17 protein-coding genes and 2 pseudogenes are annotated in these 17,544 nt (G+C 63.9%); 14 read left to right on the top strand and 5 right to left on the bottom strand.

Features of this window, described 5'->3' with window-relative positions; all coding sequences use genetic code 11:
- The 5 genes and pseudogenes from LKE06_RS25280 to LKE06_RS25260 form a co-directional block, all read left to right on the top strand.
- Positions 1-307, top strand: a pseudogene (locus LKE06_RS25280) (alpha/beta hydrolase); the annotation flags it as partial.
- A 21-nt stretch (positions 308-328) separates the two neighbouring features.
- Positions 329-634 carry a hypothetical protein gene (locus LKE06_RS25275; RefSeq protein WP_228001855.1) on the top strand — a complete coding sequence of 102 codons (306 nt, stop codon included), beginning with the start codon at positions 329-331 and terminating at the stop codon, positions 632-634.
- A 201-nt stretch (positions 635-835) separates the two neighbouring features.
- Positions 836-2,356 carry a catalase gene (locus LKE06_RS25270; RefSeq protein ID WP_228001854.1) on the top strand — a complete coding sequence of 507 codons (1,521 nt, stop codon included), beginning with the start codon at positions 836-838 and terminating at the stop codon, positions 2,354-2,356.
- A gap of 227 nt (positions 2,357-2,583) precedes the next feature.
- Positions 2,584-3,678: an amidohydrolase family protein gene (locus tag LKE06_RS25265; protein WP_228001853.1), complete on the top strand. Its 1,095-nt coding sequence runs from the start codon at positions 2,584-2,586 to the stop codon at positions 3,676-3,678.
- 41 nt (positions 3,679-3,719) lie between these two features.
- A complete protein-coding gene (locus LKE06_RS25260) occupies positions 3,720-4,523 on the top strand; it encodes a DUF1460 domain-containing protein (protein WP_228001852.1) in 804 nt (267 codons plus the stop codon).
- A 48-nt stretch (positions 4,524-4,571) separates the two neighbouring features.
- Here the strand turns inward: LKE06_RS25260 and LKE06_RS25255 are convergent, their stop codons facing one another.
- Positions 4,572-5,135 carry a putative immunity protein gene (locus LKE06_RS25255; protein ID WP_228001851.1) on the bottom strand — a complete coding sequence of 188 codons (564 nt, stop codon included), beginning with the start codon at positions 5,133-5,135 and terminating at the stop codon, positions 4,572-4,574.
- A gap of 183 nt (positions 5,136-5,318) precedes the next feature.
- Between LKE06_RS25255 and LKE06_RS25250 the strand changes: the two genes are divergently transcribed.
- Positions 5,319-5,804: a cupin domain-containing protein gene (locus LKE06_RS25250; protein WP_228001850.1), complete on the top strand. Its 486-nt coding sequence runs from the start codon at positions 5,319-5,321 to the stop codon at positions 5,802-5,804.
- 13 nt (positions 5,805-5,817) lie between these two features.
- Here LKE06_RS25250 and LKE06_RS25245 read toward each other — a convergent pair whose 3' ends face one another.
- On the bottom strand, positions 5,818-6,564 hold the full coding sequence (locus tag LKE06_RS25245; protein WP_228001849.1) for an AraC family transcriptional regulator: 747 nt from the start codon (positions 6,562-6,564) through the stop codon (positions 5,818-5,820).
- Between the two features lie 80 nt (positions 6,565-6,644).
- Here LKE06_RS25245 and LKE06_RS25240 point away from each other — a divergent pair, with 80 nt between their 5' ends.
- Positions 6,645-7,877: an MFS transporter gene (locus LKE06_RS25240; protein WP_228001848.1), complete on the top strand. Its 1,233-nt coding sequence runs from the start codon at positions 6,645-6,647 to the stop codon at positions 7,875-7,877.
- Between the two features lie 99 nt (positions 7,878-7,976).
- Here LKE06_RS25240 and LKE06_RS25235 read toward each other — a convergent pair whose 3' ends face one another.
- Positions 7,977-8,681, bottom strand: a complete 705-nt coding sequence (locus LKE06_RS25235; protein WP_228001847.1) for an ADP-ribosyltransferase — start codon at positions 8,679-8,681, stop codon at positions 7,977-7,979.
- Between the two features lie 634 nt (positions 8,682-9,315).
- The gene (locus LKE06_RS25230; RefSeq protein WP_228001751.1) at positions 9,316-10,527 is read right to left on the bottom strand and encodes an IS4 family transposase; all 1,212 of its coding nucleotides are present in this window, start codon (positions 10,525-10,527) and stop codon (positions 9,316-9,318) included.
- Positions 10,528-10,734: 207 nt separating this feature from the next.
- On the opposite strand from LKE06_RS25230, the gene LKE06_RS25225 reads away from it, so the two are divergent.
- The 6 genes from LKE06_RS25225 to murQ all read left to right on the top strand — a co-directional run bounded on the left by LKE06_RS25225 (position 10,735) and on the right by murQ (position 16,703).
- Positions 10,735-10,887 (top strand): hypothetical protein, encoded by a 153-nt coding sequence (locus LKE06_RS25225; RefSeq protein WP_228001846.1) that lies wholly within the window; start codon positions 10,735-10,737, stop codon positions 10,885-10,887.
- A gap of 336 nt (positions 10,888-11,223) precedes the next feature.
- On the top strand, positions 11,224-12,150 hold the full coding sequence (locus tag LKE06_RS25220; protein WP_228001845.1) for an N-acetylglucosamine kinase: 927 nt from the start codon (positions 11,224-11,226) through the stop codon (positions 12,148-12,150).
- Between the two features lie 73 nt (positions 12,151-12,223).
- Positions 12,224-13,753, top strand: a complete 1,530-nt coding sequence (locus LKE06_RS25215) for a sodium:solute symporter (protein WP_228001844.1) — start codon at positions 12,224-12,226, stop codon at positions 13,751-13,753.
- The gene (locus LKE06_RS25210) at positions 13,753-14,910 is read left to right on the top strand and encodes an anhydro-N-acetylmuramic acid kinase (protein WP_228001843.1); all 1,158 of its coding nucleotides are present in this window, start codon (positions 13,753-13,755) and stop codon (positions 14,908-14,910) included. The genes LKE06_RS25215 and LKE06_RS25210 overlap by 1 nt, the downstream gene beginning before the upstream one ends.
- A 3-nt stretch (positions 14,911-14,913) precedes the next feature.
- The gene (locus LKE06_RS25205; RefSeq protein WP_228001842.1) at positions 14,914-15,810 is read left to right on the top strand and encodes a MurR/RpiR family transcriptional regulator; all 897 of its coding nucleotides are present in this window, start codon (positions 14,914-14,916) and stop codon (positions 15,808-15,810) included.
- The gene (gene murQ, locus LKE06_RS25200; RefSeq protein WP_228001841.1) at positions 15,807-16,703 is read left to right on the top strand and encodes an N-acetylmuramic acid 6-phosphate etherase; all 897 of its coding nucleotides are present in this window, start codon (positions 15,807-15,809) and stop codon (positions 16,701-16,703) included. Before LKE06_RS25205 ends, murQ begins: the two co-directional genes overlap by 4 nt.
- Before the next feature lie 65 nt (positions 16,704-16,768).
- Here the strand turns inward: murQ and LKE06_RS25195 are convergent.
- Positions 16,769-17,055: pseudogene (locus LKE06_RS25195) on the bottom strand (pyridoxamine 5'-phosphate oxidase family protein); the annotation flags it as partial.
- Between the two features lie 174 nt (positions 17,056-17,229).
- On the opposite strand from LKE06_RS25195, the gene LKE06_RS25190 reads away from it, so the two are divergent.
- Complete coding sequence (locus tag LKE06_RS25190; protein WP_228001864.1) at positions 17,230-17,541, top strand: helix-turn-helix domain-containing protein; 312 nt, start codon at positions 17,230-17,232, stop codon at positions 17,539-17,541.
- Positions 17,542-17,544 lie beyond the last annotated feature (3 nt).

Genomic DNA, 17,544 nt, shown 5'->3' with positions numbered 1-17,544 from the left:
GCTCATGGCCAATGGGCCGCAGGTCGATACCTGGCGCAACGAGGTGACCGTGTCCAGCATCGACCAGATGCAGTCCTACGCACCCGAGGCGTTCGTCCACCGGGTGTCGCCCACGCCGTTGCTGATGATCGTCGCCGAGCGCGACACGCTCACTCCGGCCGACCTGGCGTTGCAGAGCTACGCCGAGGCGCTGGAGCCCAAACAACTCGAATTGATCGACGGTGGGCATTTCTCGGTGTATGAGGACCGATTCAGCCAGGCATCGGCTGTCGCGCGGGACTTCCTCGTCCGGCATTTGTTGAGCTGATCCGCCGGTAGAGCCGATCGCGTGATCGGCTCTACCGGACTGCCGATGTCACCACGCCCCGCGCTGGTTGCTCGTCACGAAACGGCCGACTCCAGGACATCGGCCCGCTCCGCTGGTTCGGTGGGCGTGCGGTCCGGGCGCAGGACGATCACCAGTACGGGCTCAGCACAGCGTGATCAGCATGGTCCGGACCGTCCTGATATGCATGGCGTGGATGAACGCGTTATCGGCGGCATGTGCCAGGTCATCGAACTGATATCGATGGCAAATCGATCCTCCGATTCGATCAGCGGCGGAAAAATTTTGCCGCAACAATCCGCTGGATAATCTCGACCGATTCTGGCTGCATATGTTCGGCGCCCAAGCTACTTTTGATGGGCAGACACCTGGGAAGTCGTTCGGAAAACCGATACGGAAGGGTATCGCCAATTGACCGTCGCGTTCCGAGACCTCGCCCGCAATGGCTGGGCAGCCTTCGGCGACGGGCCGCGTAGGCCAAAACCGCATGACCTGTAGAAGAGGAGAGACATGTCTGATCCGAACTACACGACCGACGACGCCGGTATTCCGGTTCCCAGCGACGAGCATTCGCTAACCATCGGGCCGGACGGTCCGATTCTGCTCAATGACGCCTACCTGATCGAGAAGATGGCGGCATTCAATCGCGAGCGGGTACCCGAACGTCAGCCACACGCCAAAGGCGGCGGGGCGTTCGGCACGTTCGAGGTCACCCACGACGTCAGCGCCTACACCAAGGCAGATGTCTTCCAACCGGGGAAGAAGACCGAAATGCTGGCTCGGTTCTCGACCGTCGCCGGAGAGCGTGGCAGCCCGGATACCTGGCGTGACCCGAGGGGGTTTGCCCTGAAGTTCTACACTGAACAGGGCAATTTCGACATGGTCGGGAATAACACCCCGGTTTTCTTCATGCGTGACCCGATGAAGTTCCAGGACTTCATTCGTTCCCAGAAGCGCCGCGCCGACAACAATCTGCGCGACCACGATATGCAATGGGACTTCTGGACGCTGTCACCGGAATCCGCGCACCAGGTGACGTGGCTGATGGGTGACCGCGGTATCCCCCGCACCTGGCGGCACATGAATGGCTACTCGAGCCACACCTACCTGTGGGTCAACGCGGCGAGTGAACGGTTCTGGGTCAAATATCATTTCAAGACCGACCAGGGCATCGAATTCTTCACCCAGGACGAGGGCGATCAGATGGCCTCGATGGATACCGATTACCACACACGTGATCTGTGGGAGGCCATCGCAGGCGGCAATTATCCGAGTTGGACGCTGAAGATGCAGATCATGCCGTTCGAGGAGGCGAAGACCTATCGGTTCAATCCGTTTGACCTGACCAAGGTTTGGCCGCACGGTGACTATCCGCTCCATGAGGTCGGCAAGATGACCTTGAACCGGAATCCCGCCGATTATCACACTGAGATCGAACAGGCCGCCTTCGAGCCGAGCAGTTCGGTACCGGGCACCGGCCCGAGTCCGGATAAGATGCTGCTCGGCCGGTGGTTCTCCTATCCGGATGCGCATCGACATCGGATCGGCGCCAATTACAAAGAGCTACCAGTCAATTCGGCACACGCGGCTACGGTGCGCTCGTATTCGAAAGATGGGGCGATGCGCCACCACAACCCGGGCGATCCGGTGTACGTGCCCAATTCGAAAGGCGGACCGCACGCCGATCCGGCCGTCTCGGGCGAGTCCCCGGGCTGGTACACCGACGGTGAGATGGTCCGGGAGGCGTACACGTTGCGCAAGGACGACGATGATTGGGGGCAAGCCGGCACCATGGTCCGTGATGTCCTCGATGACGCGGCGCGAGATCGGTTGGTGGACAATATCGTCGGCCATCTGCTCAATGGCGTCACCGTGCCGGTCCTGACGCGAGCCTTCGAATATTGGCGCAACGTGGATAAGAACCTCGGTGATCGCGTCGAAGCGGACGTGCGGGCCGAACAGAAAAAACTTGATCCCAAGGCGGCCAGGCAAACCAACCCCGCCCGGTCCTCCGCTCAGGACAAAGCCTGACAGATCACCCTCGCCGGTGAGGTTAGGGTCCACCGAACCTCACCGTGTCGTTCCGGGCACGACAACGCCGATGCGTCCTGCGGCAAGGGCGAAATGCGCTGAGCGAGTTATAAATCCGCGCACGACGTATAGCACTCGCCGCGCGGCCCATCGGTGCCCACCGATACTGTGGAGCGAGGCGGCGATGTTCGACGCCACGCAGCGGTACCGGGCACTGGAGGGTTGGCGTGAATCCCATTTCCTCGACGTATTCGTCGAAGATCGCATTGACTGATGTTCGAGTCTTCGACGGTCGTGAAAACACCGCGCCGACAACGGTGGTCATCGAGGGATCCGTCATCGGCACCGATCCAACCGGTGCCGAGTTCGTGGACGCGGGCGGCGCGATTCTGTTGCCAGGCCTGATCGACGCCCACATCCATCTGCGGGGACCGGAATCGCTCGACCAATTGGCCGCTTTCGGCGTGACCACCGCCCTCGATATGGCGACATGGCCCGCCGAGGACCTGGCCGCATTGCGAAAAGAGTCCGGTACCACCGATATTCGCAGCGCGGGCACACCGATTGTCGGTGCGGGCGGTATGCACGCCAAGCTATCCGGCCTGGCCGCCGCGATCATCACCGAATCGGGTCAGGCCGACCGAATGGTCGCCGACCGTGCCTTCGCCGGGTCGGACTACGTGAAGATCATGTTGGAAGCACCCGGCGCGGGCGGACCCGATCGAGCCGCGGCGGAGGCGGTTGTCGAAGCGGCGCACGCGCGTGGCCTGCGGGTAGTGGCACACGCGTCGTCGCGTGGGGCCTACGGAATAGCCTTGGATGTGGGCGTCGACGTCGTCACGCACGTGCCGATGGATGCCGAACTCTCCGCCGATGACGTGCGCCGCATGCTCGAGCAGGGCTGCATCGCCATACCCACCCTCACCATGATGGAGGGCCTCGCAACGAACGCCGACATTCCCAGGGTGTTCGATAGATGTCTCGCTACGGTCGGTGCACTGCACGCGGCCGGTGTACCGATCCTGGCAGGCAGCGACGCCAACGCCCAGCGCGGCGTCCCCTTCAATCCTGAGTTCGGCACCGCCCTGCACCGGGAACTCGAGCTGCTGGTGACCGCGGGACTTACCCCCGTAGACGCATTGCATGCGGCAACGACCCTGCCCGCCAGCCATTTCCGACTGCCGGACCGTGGGGTGATCGAGCCGGGAGCGCGCGCCGACTTGGTCCTCGTCGACGGAAATCCACTCACCGACATCAGTGCCACGCGCGCAATCAGCCGTGTCTGGTGTGCGGGCGTCGAGCAGCCGAGATCGCCGGACTAACGTGTGAGGTCGACCAACTGTCTACCGCTCGTGGAGGCGTCTTGCGGACCATCGCTCGCGTACTGCTCGTCATGTTGGCGCTCGTCTGCGGCACCGCGGCGATCGTGCCCGTCGCATCCGGTGAACCGACCACCGCGAACATCGATGACATGACCGCTCGCAAAATCGATGAGCTTCTCGCACTCCGAGGCGATGCGCAGGGCCGGGGTGAGTTGATCGAACTACTGTCCCGGCAATTCCTCGGCACGCCCTACGGTGCCGACATGCTCGTCGGCTCGGCGACGCAGCCCGAACAGTTGGTCGTCGATTTCCGCCGAGTGGATTGCTTCACCTACCTCGACTATGTCGAGGCGCTCAGTCGATCCGCCGACCGCGACCAGTTTGTCGCGAACCTCATCGAGACGCGCTATGCCGGTGGCCGAGTCGAGTTCCTGCAGCGCAAACACTTCTTCAGCGATTGGTCACACACAGCGAGAATTGCCGCCGCCGATATCACCGCGACATTGAGCCCCGCCGCCGCGACCGTGCGCAAGCAACTCAATGCGAAAGCCGACGGCGGCACCTATCTTGCCGGGTTGCCGGTGGTGGATCGAGCCATCACCTACATTCCCAGCGCCGCCGTGGACGACGACGTCATCGGACAACTCCGTACCGGCGATTACATCGGCGCCTACACCGACCAGCCAGGCTTGGACGTCACGCACGTCGGCATCTTCGTCATGACCCCCACCGGCCCGATCTTCCGCAACGCCTCCTCTCTGGCCGCCAACAACCAAGTGGTCGACTCCTCCTTCGCCGACTATGTGCGGACCACCCCCGGCATCATTGTGCTGCGCGCGCAGTAGCGGATGCGCGATCGACCTCGACGCGCGCTCTGCTCAGGCGACCGTCGGTCAACAATCGGTCGCCAGCCGCCGCAACGATGCGTCCAGCTCCCGCCATAGGTCTCCCACACGGCCGCGACCACGCGGGGCCGGTGGGTAGCGCATCAGGACGCTCACCACGATCGGACTGGCCAGACCCGTTGCCTTCTCGATGTAGTCGGCGCCGACGTTACGGTCGTCGCCGGCATCGAGTTCGAATGCTCGAGCCGCGTGGGCGGCCGACATGAGGATGTGTCCGCCCTGGGTCGCCTTCGCCAGCGGGTGCAGGTACGCGGCTGCTCCCGCGTTACCGGCGGCGCGCGCCGCGTCGAATGCGGCTTCATGTTCCGTCTCTCGAGCTGCCCGTGCGGCCCTGTGCGCGTCCAATGCGGTCACGCGGAGCGCCTTCGTCCGCTTGCCTCCGGCGGCGAACCTGCGCGCCTCGTCGAGCACGGCACGGGGACGCGGGTCGTCGGGACAATCGCGCTCGAAGATCGCCAAAACAGGCTCCGCACAGGCCAGAGCATAGGCCGTAACCTCACGTAGCTCGGCCATGCTGAGTTCGATTATCAGATTCTCGTCAGCCGCATTCATGGCGTTAACAGTATCGTTGAACACTCGGTATAAACTTGCCAGCAATAATGGCAGGATAGTGAGGCAAAATCTTCAAAAGCGGATCTCACATCCCCGCGGCCAGCGGCCGGTGATCCTCGTGTTGCGGCGTTCGGTGCGGCTCGGCGATAGAATCACAACGCAGTCGAACGAGGGAGTCCGCACGTGACAGAGAATGAATCGCATTCGCATCCGGACGACGACTGGCGGCATAGCGGTGTGCGGGTGATCAAGGCCGATCAACTCGATACGAATACCGCGCAGACACCCGGAATGAACCGTGCGGCCGCGATCAATGCCGCGCGTGTCGGTGCGCAAAAGATCTGGGCGGGAACGGTTGTCATACATCCCGACGCCAAAACAGGCGCTCATCACCACGGTGCGCTGGAGAGTGTCATCTACGTGCTCCGAGGTCGGGCACGCATGCGGTGGGGCGAGCACCTCGAGTTCGTCGCGGAGGCGGAACCCGGCGACTTCATCTTCGTACCGCCCTATGTCCCCCATCAAGAAATCAATGCCAGCACCGACGAGCCACTCGAATGCGTGCTGGTACGCAGCGACAGTGAAGCCGTCGTCGTCAATCTCGATATCGAGCCGGTCGAAAAGCCGGACACCGTCTATTGGGTCGACCCGATCCACCGCCATCCCTGACGGGAGTGCCGGTTCAGATCGAATCGGCGCGATACGCGCCGGGTGTGTGTCCGAGCGCTCGCCGGTATACATCGATGAACGCGCTGGGCGTCGCCCAGCCGCAGTGGTGCGCGACGACGGTGACCGGTAGGTCCTCGGCGAGCAGTTGCATGGCCCGGTGCAACCTGAGCTGGGTTCGCCACTGCGGGTAGGTCATGGCGAACTCGACGCGGAACAGCCGGGTGAGGGTGCGTTCGGCGGCGCCGACTCGCCTGCCGAGCTCGGGGAGTGTCCAAACGATGGTGAGGTCCGATTCAACCAGCGCGCAAGCGTTTCGGAGTCGTTGATCTCCGGCCACGGGCAGCCGTAAGGACTGTTCGGGACAGCGACGGAGCTGATCGAGTAGGACCTGACGCAATCGGACCGCTTCATGGTCAGGCAACTGCTCGACGGCCGTGCACGTAATGATCAACTCACGGACCAATGGCCGCGCCGCGACCACCAAGGGTGTCGTCCAATCGGGCGCGGAACTTACCGCGAATGCGACGCAATGAAACCGGGTCGGACCGTAGAAGCGGTGCTCATGCCAGCAGCCCGCGGGAATCCAGATGGCCCGATCGGCGGGCGCGATCCAATTCCCCGCGTCCGTCCTGACCTCGGCGACACCGGAGCTCGGATACACGACCTGATGTTCGGTGTGTCGATGCCGTTCTATCCGCGCTCCCGCCTGCAGTACGCGCGCCGAAGTCGACGCGAGAGGGTCATGGCCGATTATCGACATACTGAGGCACTTTATCGGAAGTCGGCAGTCTGCTCCTTTCCTACGCTGACTGATCGGACCAGGAGAAATGGAGGCCCGTGATGGTGAGTACGTCGGTCGGGGAATTCGCTGGCGCGCAAGAGTCCGCATGGAAACGCATGCGGCACTGGGTAATCGCGCATGCGGTGGACGACTTCTATCAAGGGCTGGTGCCCGCGAGCATTCCCTTCTTCGTGCTGGAACGCGATTACAGCTATGTCCAGGCGTCCGGGCTCGCGCTGGCCGCGACCCTTGGTAGCTCGCTCCCTCAAGCCGCGCTCGGTGTGATCGCCGATCGGTGGCGAATGCTGTGGCTGGCACCCGCCGGGCTGGTATTGGCAGGCGCCGGTGCCGGACTTGCCGGGCTTGCGCCGAGCTACCCGCTGGTGTGGGCATTGCTCTTGCTGTCGGGCCTGGGAGTGGCCGCTTTCCACCCGTCCGCCGGACGGGATGCGCGCCGCGACGCGGGTAGCAGCGCCACCGCCATGAGCCTGTTCGCGGCGGGTGGCAGTGTCGGGTTCTTCCTCGCTCCCGCGCTCGCGACGCCCGCGTTGGTCGGTTTGGGCGTCGGAGCGACCGCGATCTTCATCCCGCCCGCAGTGTTGATGGGATACGTGCTGCTTCGCTACCAGCAGCGCCGCGAGGCCGACACCACGACCACACCGACGACGAGCAGCGGAAGCGATCGGTGGCTTCCGTTTCTTGTCCTCACCGCCGTCGAAATCGTTCGCTCATCGCTGCACTTCGGCATGAACACCTTCATCGCGCTGTACTGGATCAATCATCTCGGCGCGTCACGCGGCCTCGGCGGTACCGCACTCGCGACCTTCCTTGTCGGCGGTGTCGCGGGCACCTTGCTCGGCGGTCGCATCGCCGACCGGGTCGGGATGCTGCGGACCATCCACATCGGAAGCGTGGCAGCGATTCCCGCGCTCGTCGCGCTGCGCGCGGTACCCAACCCGCACCTCGGACTCCTGCTGGCCGTATTCGCCGGGATCACGGTCAATATTCCGTTCGCGGTGCTGGTCAAATTGGGTCAGGACTATCTGCCCAATCGGCCCGGCACGGCGGCAGGTGTCACGCTGGGGCTCGCGGTAAGTGCGGGCGGCCTGTTCGTTCCCGTACTCGGTGTCGTCGCCGACCACCACGGCCCGCAAGCCGTGCTCACCATCCTGTGCTTCGTCCCAATCGCCGCCGTCGTCCTCGGACTGCTACTTCCTTCGCCTGTTGTGCGCTCCGGGCGAGAAACTGCGGCGACCACCGCACTGAAACCGCCGAATCATGAGGTGCGCTAGGCGGTTTCGAGTGTGCTACGCACCACGATCGGTGCCATCGCGATGTCGAGAACCGGGCAGCGTGCGTCGACAGTTCGCCGCAATCGGCTTCACACTTTTCTACAGCTCCTCCATATCAATCGTGTATTTCTCGAGGTCTTTGTCATGGACCACCTTTATAACCTTGAATTGCGTACCAGGCAGAAACACGACTTCACTTTCACCAGGAATGGAGGAATACTCCCCAAGAATTCTGCCATTCTTCGATTTTATCCTGAATTGAGCGTTACCTGTATGAGCGAATTTCTCGTCCGAAGATGCGCTTTTGAATCCGCGATCGACGACAATCGCACCTTCTTGGTACCGGTCGATCTCCGCAAGGGAAAGTTTCTCGCCACGGTAGGCAATTCCGGAATATATCGGCAATTTCTTAATCGCGTTTACAATCTCTTCGATTCGTATGCGAGCGAACCCGATTGGCTCACCGTTTCGCATAGACGAGTTGTATCCGGCGCTGCCAAATTTGCTATAGTTATACAGAGAATGTTTTTCACCATTGGTCAGCTGCTTCGAGCCGGATTCCACGACTCCCTGTTCGTCCGATTGCCTAACGGCCCGAGGAGGCGGCGAATTGACGGTGGAATCGTTCGACCGCGCAACTTGATCGCGGATTCTCTGATCACTGTCCGGCAGAATGTGGCCGGCACCGTGCACAGGTCCGCTGGTCGCGGTGATTCCGTCCGAAATAGCGGTGGATGCCCGGCGTGTTTCACCTGTCAGGATCCTGGTGGCTTTCCGCAGGATATTGACTGCCTCATTGAACATCAGCCAGCCTCCCGCGTCGCGTTGGTCGGCGAAACATGGGTTCGTGCCGATAATTCACATTGAGCGATAGGACCTACGCCGACTCGACCGTGATTAATCGCACGGTACACCATAGCGTCACAATCACCATCCCGATCGCCACCCTCGGATGAGGTGCGGACGCGCCCGGCCGCCATCCGATAGCAGGCATCGATGACGCGCAGCCGCAAATGGCGTATGTCGGTCTTGGGCGCCTGTGTGGCCGCGACGGGTGCATCGGTGCGGTCGACCGGGCGGACTTCGAGGACATCGTGTAGCGCGTGGTGGTGGGCTGGTCGCCGCAATGCCGACCGAACCGACTTCATCCCAGTTCCGGCTCTCGGTGCCCAACGAACCCGTACAGGTCACCAGCTCGTGAGGGCCTCGACGCGGCGGCGGCCGGAACCCGTCGACGCGGTTTAGCCCCAATACCGTTCAGTTAAGGGGTGCGGATGGTGGCCTTTGGGTCGTGAGTTGGTTGGGGGTGCTGGGCGTGGTGTGAGCGTTTGGCTGCCCATTTGAGGATTTTGCGTTTGACGACGCGCGGGTTGGATCGTCGTCGGCGTGCCGGGTTGATGCGTTGGAGTAGTTTGTCGATGGCGCGCTGCCGGCAGCCTTATGGTTGCGAGGGGGGAAATGTGCTGTGGGACAAGGATCTACGGGTAATCCGTAGTGCTGCGGTGAAAGATATCCGGTCCGGGTCGTGCCCGCCCTGGGTGGCTGCGTCGAGCATGAGGGTGCGGATCGCGTAGTGGCAGCACAGATGCCCCCAGATTTCCTGTTGGACCAGTTCGGGTGATTTCGAGCGCAGGACCGCGCGGGGGCCGCGCTGGTGTGTTTTCAGTTCGTCGAAGGTGTTCTCGATCTCCCATCGCTGCGCGTAGGCCAGGGCCAGATCGTGTGCGCCGGCCTGGTCGGGGTCGAGGATCGTGGTAAGGAGTCGATACTGCTCGGGGTGCTCGCGCCCGTCGTCGAGGGTGTAGTCGATGACCCGCACCATCGAGGGTGCGGTCTTTGCGCGGTTCACCCCCGAGGTGGGGACGATCCGCGCCAGCCACGACCCGTCGGGCAGGGTTTCCACGTGCTGGGGCCGGAGATTGGTTTTCACCCGCCACAGCAGGTCGGCGCCGGTGGCGGCGGCTTGTCTCCACAGCGTGAATCCGTAGAAGCCGCGATCGGCGAGCACCAGCATCCCCGGGGTGAGCCGACCGCACAGCTCGCGAGCCATCTCGGTCTCGGAAGTGGCGCACGGGCCGGTGACCGCGTCGAATACCGCGTGTGTCCCGCACTCGGCCACCGCGACCAGACGTGCTTGCGGGTACGCGGACTTCTCGCCCCGGCTCGACGCCGGGCGTCCGAAGAACTCGGCGTTGCCGGGCGTGTCCGCCAGGTCCAGGCAGGTGCCGTCGATGGCCACCAAACGGCGTCCCGCCAGCCAGGAACCGGGCGTGTCCACCCCCGCCACCGGTCGCGCGACACGGAAGAACAGATCACGCACCGGTTCGTATCCCAGACGTGAACGTGCTTGGAAGATAGCCGATTTCGACGGCGGCGACCACGACTGCGACCACCCCGACGACCACGACAGACCATCGGTCAACTGGGCGAACACATCCTCATACGAGCCTTCGGAATGCAACGCCATCCCGATCGAGAAATACGCCATCACACGAGCCGGAAGCGCACGATGCCGCTGCTGCGTACGTCCCGCCTCAGCGATCACCTCATCGACAACATCAGCCGGAAAAACCCTCGTCAACAACCCCACCGACACCAAATCCGACAGACGACGATCCGAGGCCGGCTTCACCCATCCACCACGAGGCACACCGACACAATACCGCCTGAACACTTAACTGAACGGTATTGGGTTTAGCCCACGAACCTTGGGGAACGCCTTCTATAACCGTCACCGGCAAGTGTCGGCCCCCGCCCGAACGTGCCCCGTATGTGTATGGGAGTGGACACTCGCGGGTCGCGGAAGTTTGGATTGATTCGCGAGCTCGGGCCCATTTCACCCCGAGGGAGGTAGACGATGAAGCCTTTCACGCTGATCCTCGCTACGGCCGGGATCATCCTTGCCGGAGCCAGCGCGATCGAATTGCTCCCCAACGTCGACGGTTCCGCCGATACTCCGTTCATCCAGGTGTCCGGCCATCATCCGATCGAAATATGTCAGCCGGGTTGACCGGCTTCATGTCACGGCTTCCGAGCAATCCGAATCGGGTTGCCCTACATGGTTTCCAGCGCATTGCACCGCATTCTCGGCATCGGCCAACGGCATGACTGCGCTGACCGATCGTGCCGAGTCGATTAGATGGGTGCGGCGTAGTTTCGCCAACCGCAGGACGTGATCCGGCGCGGACCCGTAATGTCCGCGCAACCGTCGCTGGCGGAAACTGAATACGCGCGCTTTCCTGGCATCGTAGGCGATCGGATCGGTGTCCTGTTGATATTTCGCCGCGTCGGGTCACTTAGCCGCGGGCCTTTTGGCGATGGTTGGTGCGATGCGAGGATGGTCCGCATGACCGGCCATGTGCTTGCGATCGACCTCGGCAAAACCGGCTGCCGTGGCGCCCTGCGATCCGAAGATGGCCGAATTCGATCCGCCGAGGTGGCCGGCTCCCCTGGCCTCGCCAACGCCGGCGGGGTCAACGCCGCCGAACAGGCGATCCGGGGCGTCATAGACCAGATAGGTTCGCCGGGAACATCTTTCATACTGTCGGTGGGCGCTGCGGGTGCGGCCTCCGCACCGGACGCCGCCGTGCTACTCGCCCGGCTTTTGGCCGAGTTCCCGGGAGTCGCGGCGGTCGCGGTGACCTCGGATGCCGTGACGGCGCACGCCGGGGCGCTGGGAGGCTCGCCCGGCGTTGTCCTCGCAGTCGGCACCGGCGCCGTCGCGACCGCGGTCGACGAAGCGGGAAGGTTCACGCGAGTCGACGGCTGGGGTCCGCTACTCGGCGACGAGGGCAGTGGCGGATGGATCGGCGTCGAAGGGCTGCGCGCCGCGCTGCGCTCTCACGACGGGCGCGGACCTGAGACCGTCCTCGCGGCGGCAGCCACCGATCGCTACGGAATCGGCCTCGACGAGCTGCCGAAGCACCTTGGCCGACACGATAATCCAGCATTGGTCGCAGCTCGCTTCGCACCGGTCGTCGCGGCAGTCGCCGCAGTCGACGATGTTGCGGCCACCATCATGACCGCCGCGGGCCATGCCCTCGCCAGCACGGTACTCGCCGCGATCGGCCAGTCCGGAATCCATCCTCCGGTGCCGTATGCGATTACCGGCGGGCTGGTCGAACTCGGTGCGGCGCTGCTGGATCCGCTGAATCGTTCGATAGCGGAGGTGATCGAACGGCGCGAATCCCACGGCGGCCCAATAGATGGCGCCATGCTGCTCGCGCTCGACACCTCGACCACGCTCGAATCGATGGTTGTACGAATTGGCTGAAACTCATTGACAGCCAACGCGTGACGCCTGACACTTATTTGCAATTCGTCCGCTGCGTCACCGGGGAGTTGCGATGAACGCACTCAATCTCGCCGTCATCGTCATCTACCTCGTCGTGGTCGCGTGGATCGGCCTACGTCTATCCGGCAAGCAGACCTCCAGCAGTGACTACTTCGTCGGCGAGGGCCGAATGCCTTGGTGGACAGTGTGTTTCTCGGTGGTGGCGACCGAAACCAGCGTGCTCACCGTCATCTCCGTTCCCGGCGGCGCCTACACCGATCAGGGATTCGGCAACGTCGAACTGGCACTCGGCTACATCATCGGCCGGACCATCGTGTCGATCGCGCTGATCCCGCTGTACAAGCGCGGCGGGTTCGTCAGCGCCTATCAGTACCTCGAACTTCGATTCGGCCGCTACCTGCAGGGCGTCGCGTCGGTGACATTCGTCTTCACCCGGCTACTGGCCGAGGGGGTGCGACTGTTCGCCTCCGCGATCCCGATCAAATTGCTACTCAGCGAGTTCGGGCTGAATTTCGGCTATGACGTCATCATCGTCGTGCTCACGCTGCTGACGGTCGTGTACACCTACCTTGGCGGTATCAAGGCCGTCATCTGGACCGACGCGTTGCAGATGGGTCTCTACATCACCGGCGCGCTCATCGCGATCTGTGTGCTCACCGGTCACGTCGGCGCTTCGGGATGGTCGGATGCGTTGCACGCGGGCAAGTTCCGCGTGTTCGATACCGACTTCGGTCTCGCGCACATCCTCACCAGCACCTTCGCACTGCCGACCGCGATCATCGGCGGCGCGATCTTCGCGATGGCCTCGCACGGCTCCGATCAGCTGATCGTGCAGCGCATCCTCGCGACGAAGTCGTTGCGGGACAGCCAGAAGGCGATGATGGCCTCGGGTGTCTTCGTCGCCATTCAGTTCGCCGCGTTCTCCCTTGTCGGTGCGCTGCTGTGGTCGTACTACGAGGGTAAAACACCCAAGGAGCTCGGTCTTTCCAGCGCCGACAGCCTGTATCCGAACTTCATTCTGCACGGCCTACCGGTAGTAATATCCGGATTGTTGGTCGCGGGCATCCTCGGTGCCGCAATGGGTTCGTTGTCCTCGGCGCTGAACTCGATGTCGAACTCTACTGTCGCGGATATCGTGCGAAGTTTCTCGCCGAAGGCGCTGTCGGATAAGGCGTTGCTGGACCTGGCCCGCATCATGACGCTGGTATGGGCGGTGCTCATGGCTCTGTTCGCGATGGGGTTCAGCGCCACCACCGGCAATGTGTATCTCACCGCCCTCACGATCGCCGGATACACCTACGGCGCGCTGCTCGGCGCATTCTTGCTCGGCCGGCTCATCAAGCGCGCCAACCAGTTCGACGCGATCGTGGCGTTCGTCGTCACCGTGATCGTAATGACCTTCGTGGTACGGGTGATCAAGATCGACGTCACGGTCGCGGGCAAGGTGACCGAGAAGGGCATCGCCGCACAATGGCTGGTGCCCATCGGCGTGATTGTGACGCTTGTCGTCGGAGGCATCACCAGCCGCTTTCATCCCGCACCGGAGCCGATGCCGCCGGACCTCGTCGAGGCGGTGGCCTAATGCGCGTGATCGGATTGATGTCCGGGACCTCACACGATGCGATCGATGCCGTCGCCGCGGAAATCACGGCGCGGGACCGGACTCTTCGTGTCCGCATCGCCGGCCAACTCAGCAGGCCCTACCCGGAATGGTTGCGCTCCGAACTCATCGGCGCGCTGCCGCCGAATCCGATCGACATGGGTGCGGTCTGCCGCCTCGACACCGCCATCGGACAGGCATTCGCGGAGGTCGCCGACGCGGCGGTTCGCGAGTTCTTCAACGGCACAGCCGATCTCGTCGCATCGCACGGGCAAACCGTCTATCACTGGGTCCATGACGACAAAACGCACGGCACGTTGCAGCTCGGCCAACCGGCCTGGATCGCCGAACGGACCGGGTTGCCGGTCGTCAGCGACTTCCGCTCCCGCGATATCGCCGCGGGCGGCCACGGCGCGCCGCTTGTCGCGCTATTCGATGAATTGTGGCTGGCCGGACAGCCCGGGCGCTGCGCCGCACTCAATATCGGCGGCATCGCCAATGCGACGGTTATCGGGCACTCGCCGGTGGCATTCGATACCGGCCCCGGAAACGCCCTCATAGACGCGGCCGTAGAGCTGAGCACCGGCGGCACCGAACATTTCGACCTCGACGGCATCCGGGCCGCGCGCGGAAAGGTAGACGATGAACTGCTGAAAGTACTGCTCACCGAGCCCTACTATCGTGGCGCGCCACCGAAGACCACAGGCAAGGAGTTGTTCAACCGCGCCTACCTCGAGTCCGTGCTGGGGCACCGCACGATGTCGGCTGACGATATCGTCGCCACTGTGACCGCGCTGACCGCCGATACCATCGCCGACGCACTCGCACGCTACGAACTCACCGAAGTCATCGTATCGGGCGGTGGCACCCGCAACCCCACACTGATGGCGATGCTCGGCGCGCGCCTCGGCCCCGCCGAACTGTGTAGCTCCGACACGCTCGGTCTGCCGTCGGAGGCTAAGGAGGCCACGGCCTTCGCCGTGCTCGGGTTCCTCACCATCCACGGTCTGCCCGGCAATGACGCGACCCGCACCGGCGCTACCCGTGCGACCGTGCTCGGTTCGATAACACCGGGCGCCGCGCGACTCGACTTTCCGGCACTGCCCGCAGCCCCGCGACGACTCACGCTGGTCGGGTGAGCCATGACCGACAGCGGCGACTTCCGCACCCGACTACTGGCTGCACTGCCGAGACTGACCCCAACCGGTCAACGGGTTGCGCGAGTGATCCAACACGATCCAGCGGGCGCGGCGCAATTGACGGTGAATCAACTCGCCGAACTGTCGACCAGCAGCACATCCGCCGTTGTCCGGCTGGCCAAAACCCTTGGCTACGAGGGATATCCGCAGTTGCGGCTCGCACTCGCCGCAGCGGAGCGCGAAGCCGGTTCGCCGGTCTTCGCAACCGATATCGACGCCGATGACGAACTGTCGAAAGTGCTGCACAAGCTCACCGCCTTCGAAACCGAAGGAATGCTCGCCACCGCCGAACTCGCGGATCCGGCAACAATGGAGGCGGTCGTCGGCGCGCTGGTCGGTGCGCGACGGGTACAGCTCGTCGGAATCGGCGCCTCCGGGCTCGTCGCCATGGATATGGCACAGAAGCTCACGCGCATCGGAATGTGGTGCGGTGCTTGCACATCGGAGGACGAAGCGCTGGTACAGGTGAGCCTGCTCGAAGCGGGCGACGTGATCGTCGCCTTCTCGCACTCGGGCGAGACCTCCGCCGTCGTGGAGACCGTCGAGCGCGCCGCGAGCGGCCGGGCAACGACGGTCGCCGTCACGGCGGGTGCACGGTCCCCGCTGGCTCGAGCGGCGGCACACACGATTCTGGTCGCCGGACGGGAAGACGGCTTCCGCTCCGCAGCGATGGCGAGCCGAATGAGCCAACTCCTGATCGTCGACGCGCTCTACGTCGGAGTCCTGCAGCGCACACCATCGGCACCGAGGGCATTGCGACGCACCTATGAGGCGGTGGCCGATCGTCGGACCGGGGCTACCGATTCGCCGACCGCCCGCGCGACACAGGAGCCACGATGAATGACATCGCAGCACTGACCACCGAGCAGTCCAATCCCCACACCACCGCGCTCGATTCCATGTCGGTGGATGAGCTGCTACGCGTCATGAACGCCGAGGATATGGGCGTGGCGGAGGCTGTGGCAGAGGCTGTGGCGGATATCGCGCGGGCGATCGAATTGATCGTCACCGCCCGGCGGCGCGGTGGCCGGTTGGTCTACATCGGTGCCGGGACCAGCGGCAGGCTCGGCGTGCTCGACGCCGTCGAGTGCCCGCCAACATTCGGCACCGATCCCGGTGAGGTCATCGGGATCATCGCGGGTGGATCGTCTGCGTTCACCCAGGCGGTGGAGGGCGCTGAAGACGATCCGGCGCGTGCCGTCGCGGACCTGTCCGCCGTGCACCTCACCGCGGACGATGTGGTGGTGGCGCTGGCCGCGAGCGGACGCACCCCGTACGCGATCGGGGCCTTGCGCTACGGCCGATCGATAGGTGCTGCGACAGTGGCGATTTCGTGCAATCGCGGGGCCGAATTGAGTGCCCATGCCGATGTGGGGATCGAGGTCGAGACGGGTCCTGAGGTCGTGACCGGTTCCACGCGCCTCAAAGCGGGGACGGCGCAGAAGATGGTCTGCAACATGCTCTCGACCGCGGCCATGGTCCGCCTCGGCAAAACCTACGGCAATCTGATGGTCGACGTGAACCCCACCAATGCCAAACTCATCGACCGCGCCCGCCGCATCGTCGCCGAGGCCACCGGAGTCGACCCGGCCACTGCCGCTTCGCTTTTGAACGCCGCGGACGGTCATCCGAAAACCGCCATCGTCATGCGCCTCGCGGGGGTCGACGCGGCAGCGGCACGTGAACTACTCGACAGCGCGCAGGGCTTCGTGCGGACGGCCCTGCGCGAGTAATCGGATCTGGTCGCAGGCGCGCCCGGTCTGCGGCTCAATCCACCAGGCGTGCCGGGAATCCCCCCCCCCCCCGTCGCGATGGGACCCCAGCGTTCGATCTGGATGCGGATCAGCGACTTGTCCTGGCGCTGCATCGCGGTACGGTATTCGGACCAATCCGGATGCTCGCCGGAGATACTCCGGGATAGGTGGACACCACGATTCGATCACCGGAGTCGACCCCACAGGTGACCGGTGAGAGCTGCGGACCACCGCCGGCACGCACGGTGTAGAGCAACCCGCGGTGGCGACCGCGCAGGAATTCGAGGACTTCAGGAAGCTCCGCGTGACGGGCGGTAGCGATCGAAGGCATTCTCGAACAATAACGAACCCGGCCGATATCGGGAGCCCACATCGCGCGGTGTCGCGGCCAATTCTCCTGTCGGTGAACACGGCCGGCATCGTGCGGGGAAAGTGCGAGACTCGCGGTATGGCAGCTGATGAGGACGGTATCGTAGTCGATCTCGGTGTCTGGCGCCGGCGAGCGATGCCGCACCGGACCGGTGCCGCCGCGCCGCTGCTGCGCGATGTCTATGGCGCGATCCTGCGCGACGAGCGACGCGATCAGGAGCGGACGCTCGCCGAGGTGGCCGACGCGGTCGGTATGTCCAAGCAGTACCTGTCGGAGATCGAGCGCGGTCGCAAAGAACCGTCTTCAGAGATGCTGCGATCAGTGTGCACCGAGCTCGGGTTGCCGCTGGAACATCTACTTGTACGGGGTGCTCGGAGACTGGGCGCGGTACGCCGGCTGGGTCAGCGCCCGGTCTCCGAGCCACGAGTGGAGATGCTGGCGGCCTGAACG

The sequence above is a fragment of the Nocardia australiensis genome (genome assembly GCF_020733705.1).
GTDB classification, from domain to species: Bacteria; Actinomycetota; Actinomycetes; order Mycobacteriales; family Mycobacteriaceae; genus Nocardia; species Nocardia australiensis.
Note: the sequence above shows the minus strand (reverse complement) of the source record. Positions and strands in the feature narration are given on the sequence as shown.

What these genes read in the sequence shown, in the direction of transcription:
- LKE06_RS25235 (WP_228001847.1), bottom strand. Translation starts at nt 8,681, where the DNA reads ATGTTCAATGAGGCAGTCAATATCCTGCGGAAAGCCACCAGGATCCTG.
- LKE06_RS25255 (WP_228001851.1), bottom strand. Translation starts at nt 5,135, where the DNA reads ATGAATGCGGCTGACGAGAATCTGATAATCGAACTCAGCATGGCCGAG.
- LKE06_RS25210 (WP_228001843.1), top strand. Translation starts at nt 13,753, where the DNA reads ATGCGCGTGATCGGATTGATGTCCGGGACCTCACACGATGCGATCGAT.
- LKE06_RS25190 (WP_228001864.1), top strand. Translation starts at nt 17,230, where the DNA reads ATGCCGCACCGGACCGGTGCCGCCGCGCCGCTGCTGCGCGATGTCTAT.
- LKE06_RS25240 (WP_228001848.1), top strand. Translation starts at nt 6,645, where the DNA reads ATGGTGAGTACGTCGGTCGGGGAATTCGCTGGCGCGCAAGAGTCCGCA.
- LKE06_RS25205 (WP_228001842.1), top strand. Translation starts at nt 14,914, where the DNA reads ATGACCGACAGCGGCGACTTCCGCACCCGACTACTGGCTGCACTGCCG.
- LKE06_RS25245 (WP_228001849.1), bottom strand. Translation starts at nt 6,564, where the DNA reads ATGTCGATAATCGGCCATGACCCTCTCGCGTCGACTTCGGCGCGCGTA.
- LKE06_RS25220 (WP_228001845.1), top strand. Translation starts at nt 11,224, where the DNA reads ATGACCGGCCATGTGCTTGCGATCGACCTCGGCAAAACCGGCTGCCGT.
- LKE06_RS25270 (WP_228001854.1), top strand. Translation starts at nt 836, where the DNA reads ATGTCTGATCCGAACTACACGACCGACGACGCCGGTATTCCGGTTCCC.
- LKE06_RS25215 (WP_228001844.1), top strand. Translation starts at nt 12,224, where the DNA reads ATGAACGCACTCAATCTCGCCGTCATCGTCATCTACCTCGTCGTGGTC.
- murQ (WP_228001841.1), top strand. Translation starts at nt 15,807, where the DNA reads ATGAATGACATCGCAGCACTGACCACCGAGCAGTCCAATCCCCACACC.
- LKE06_RS25225 (WP_228001846.1), top strand. Translation starts at nt 10,735, where the DNA reads ATGAAGCCTTTCACGCTGATCCTCGCTACGGCCGGGATCATCCTTGCC.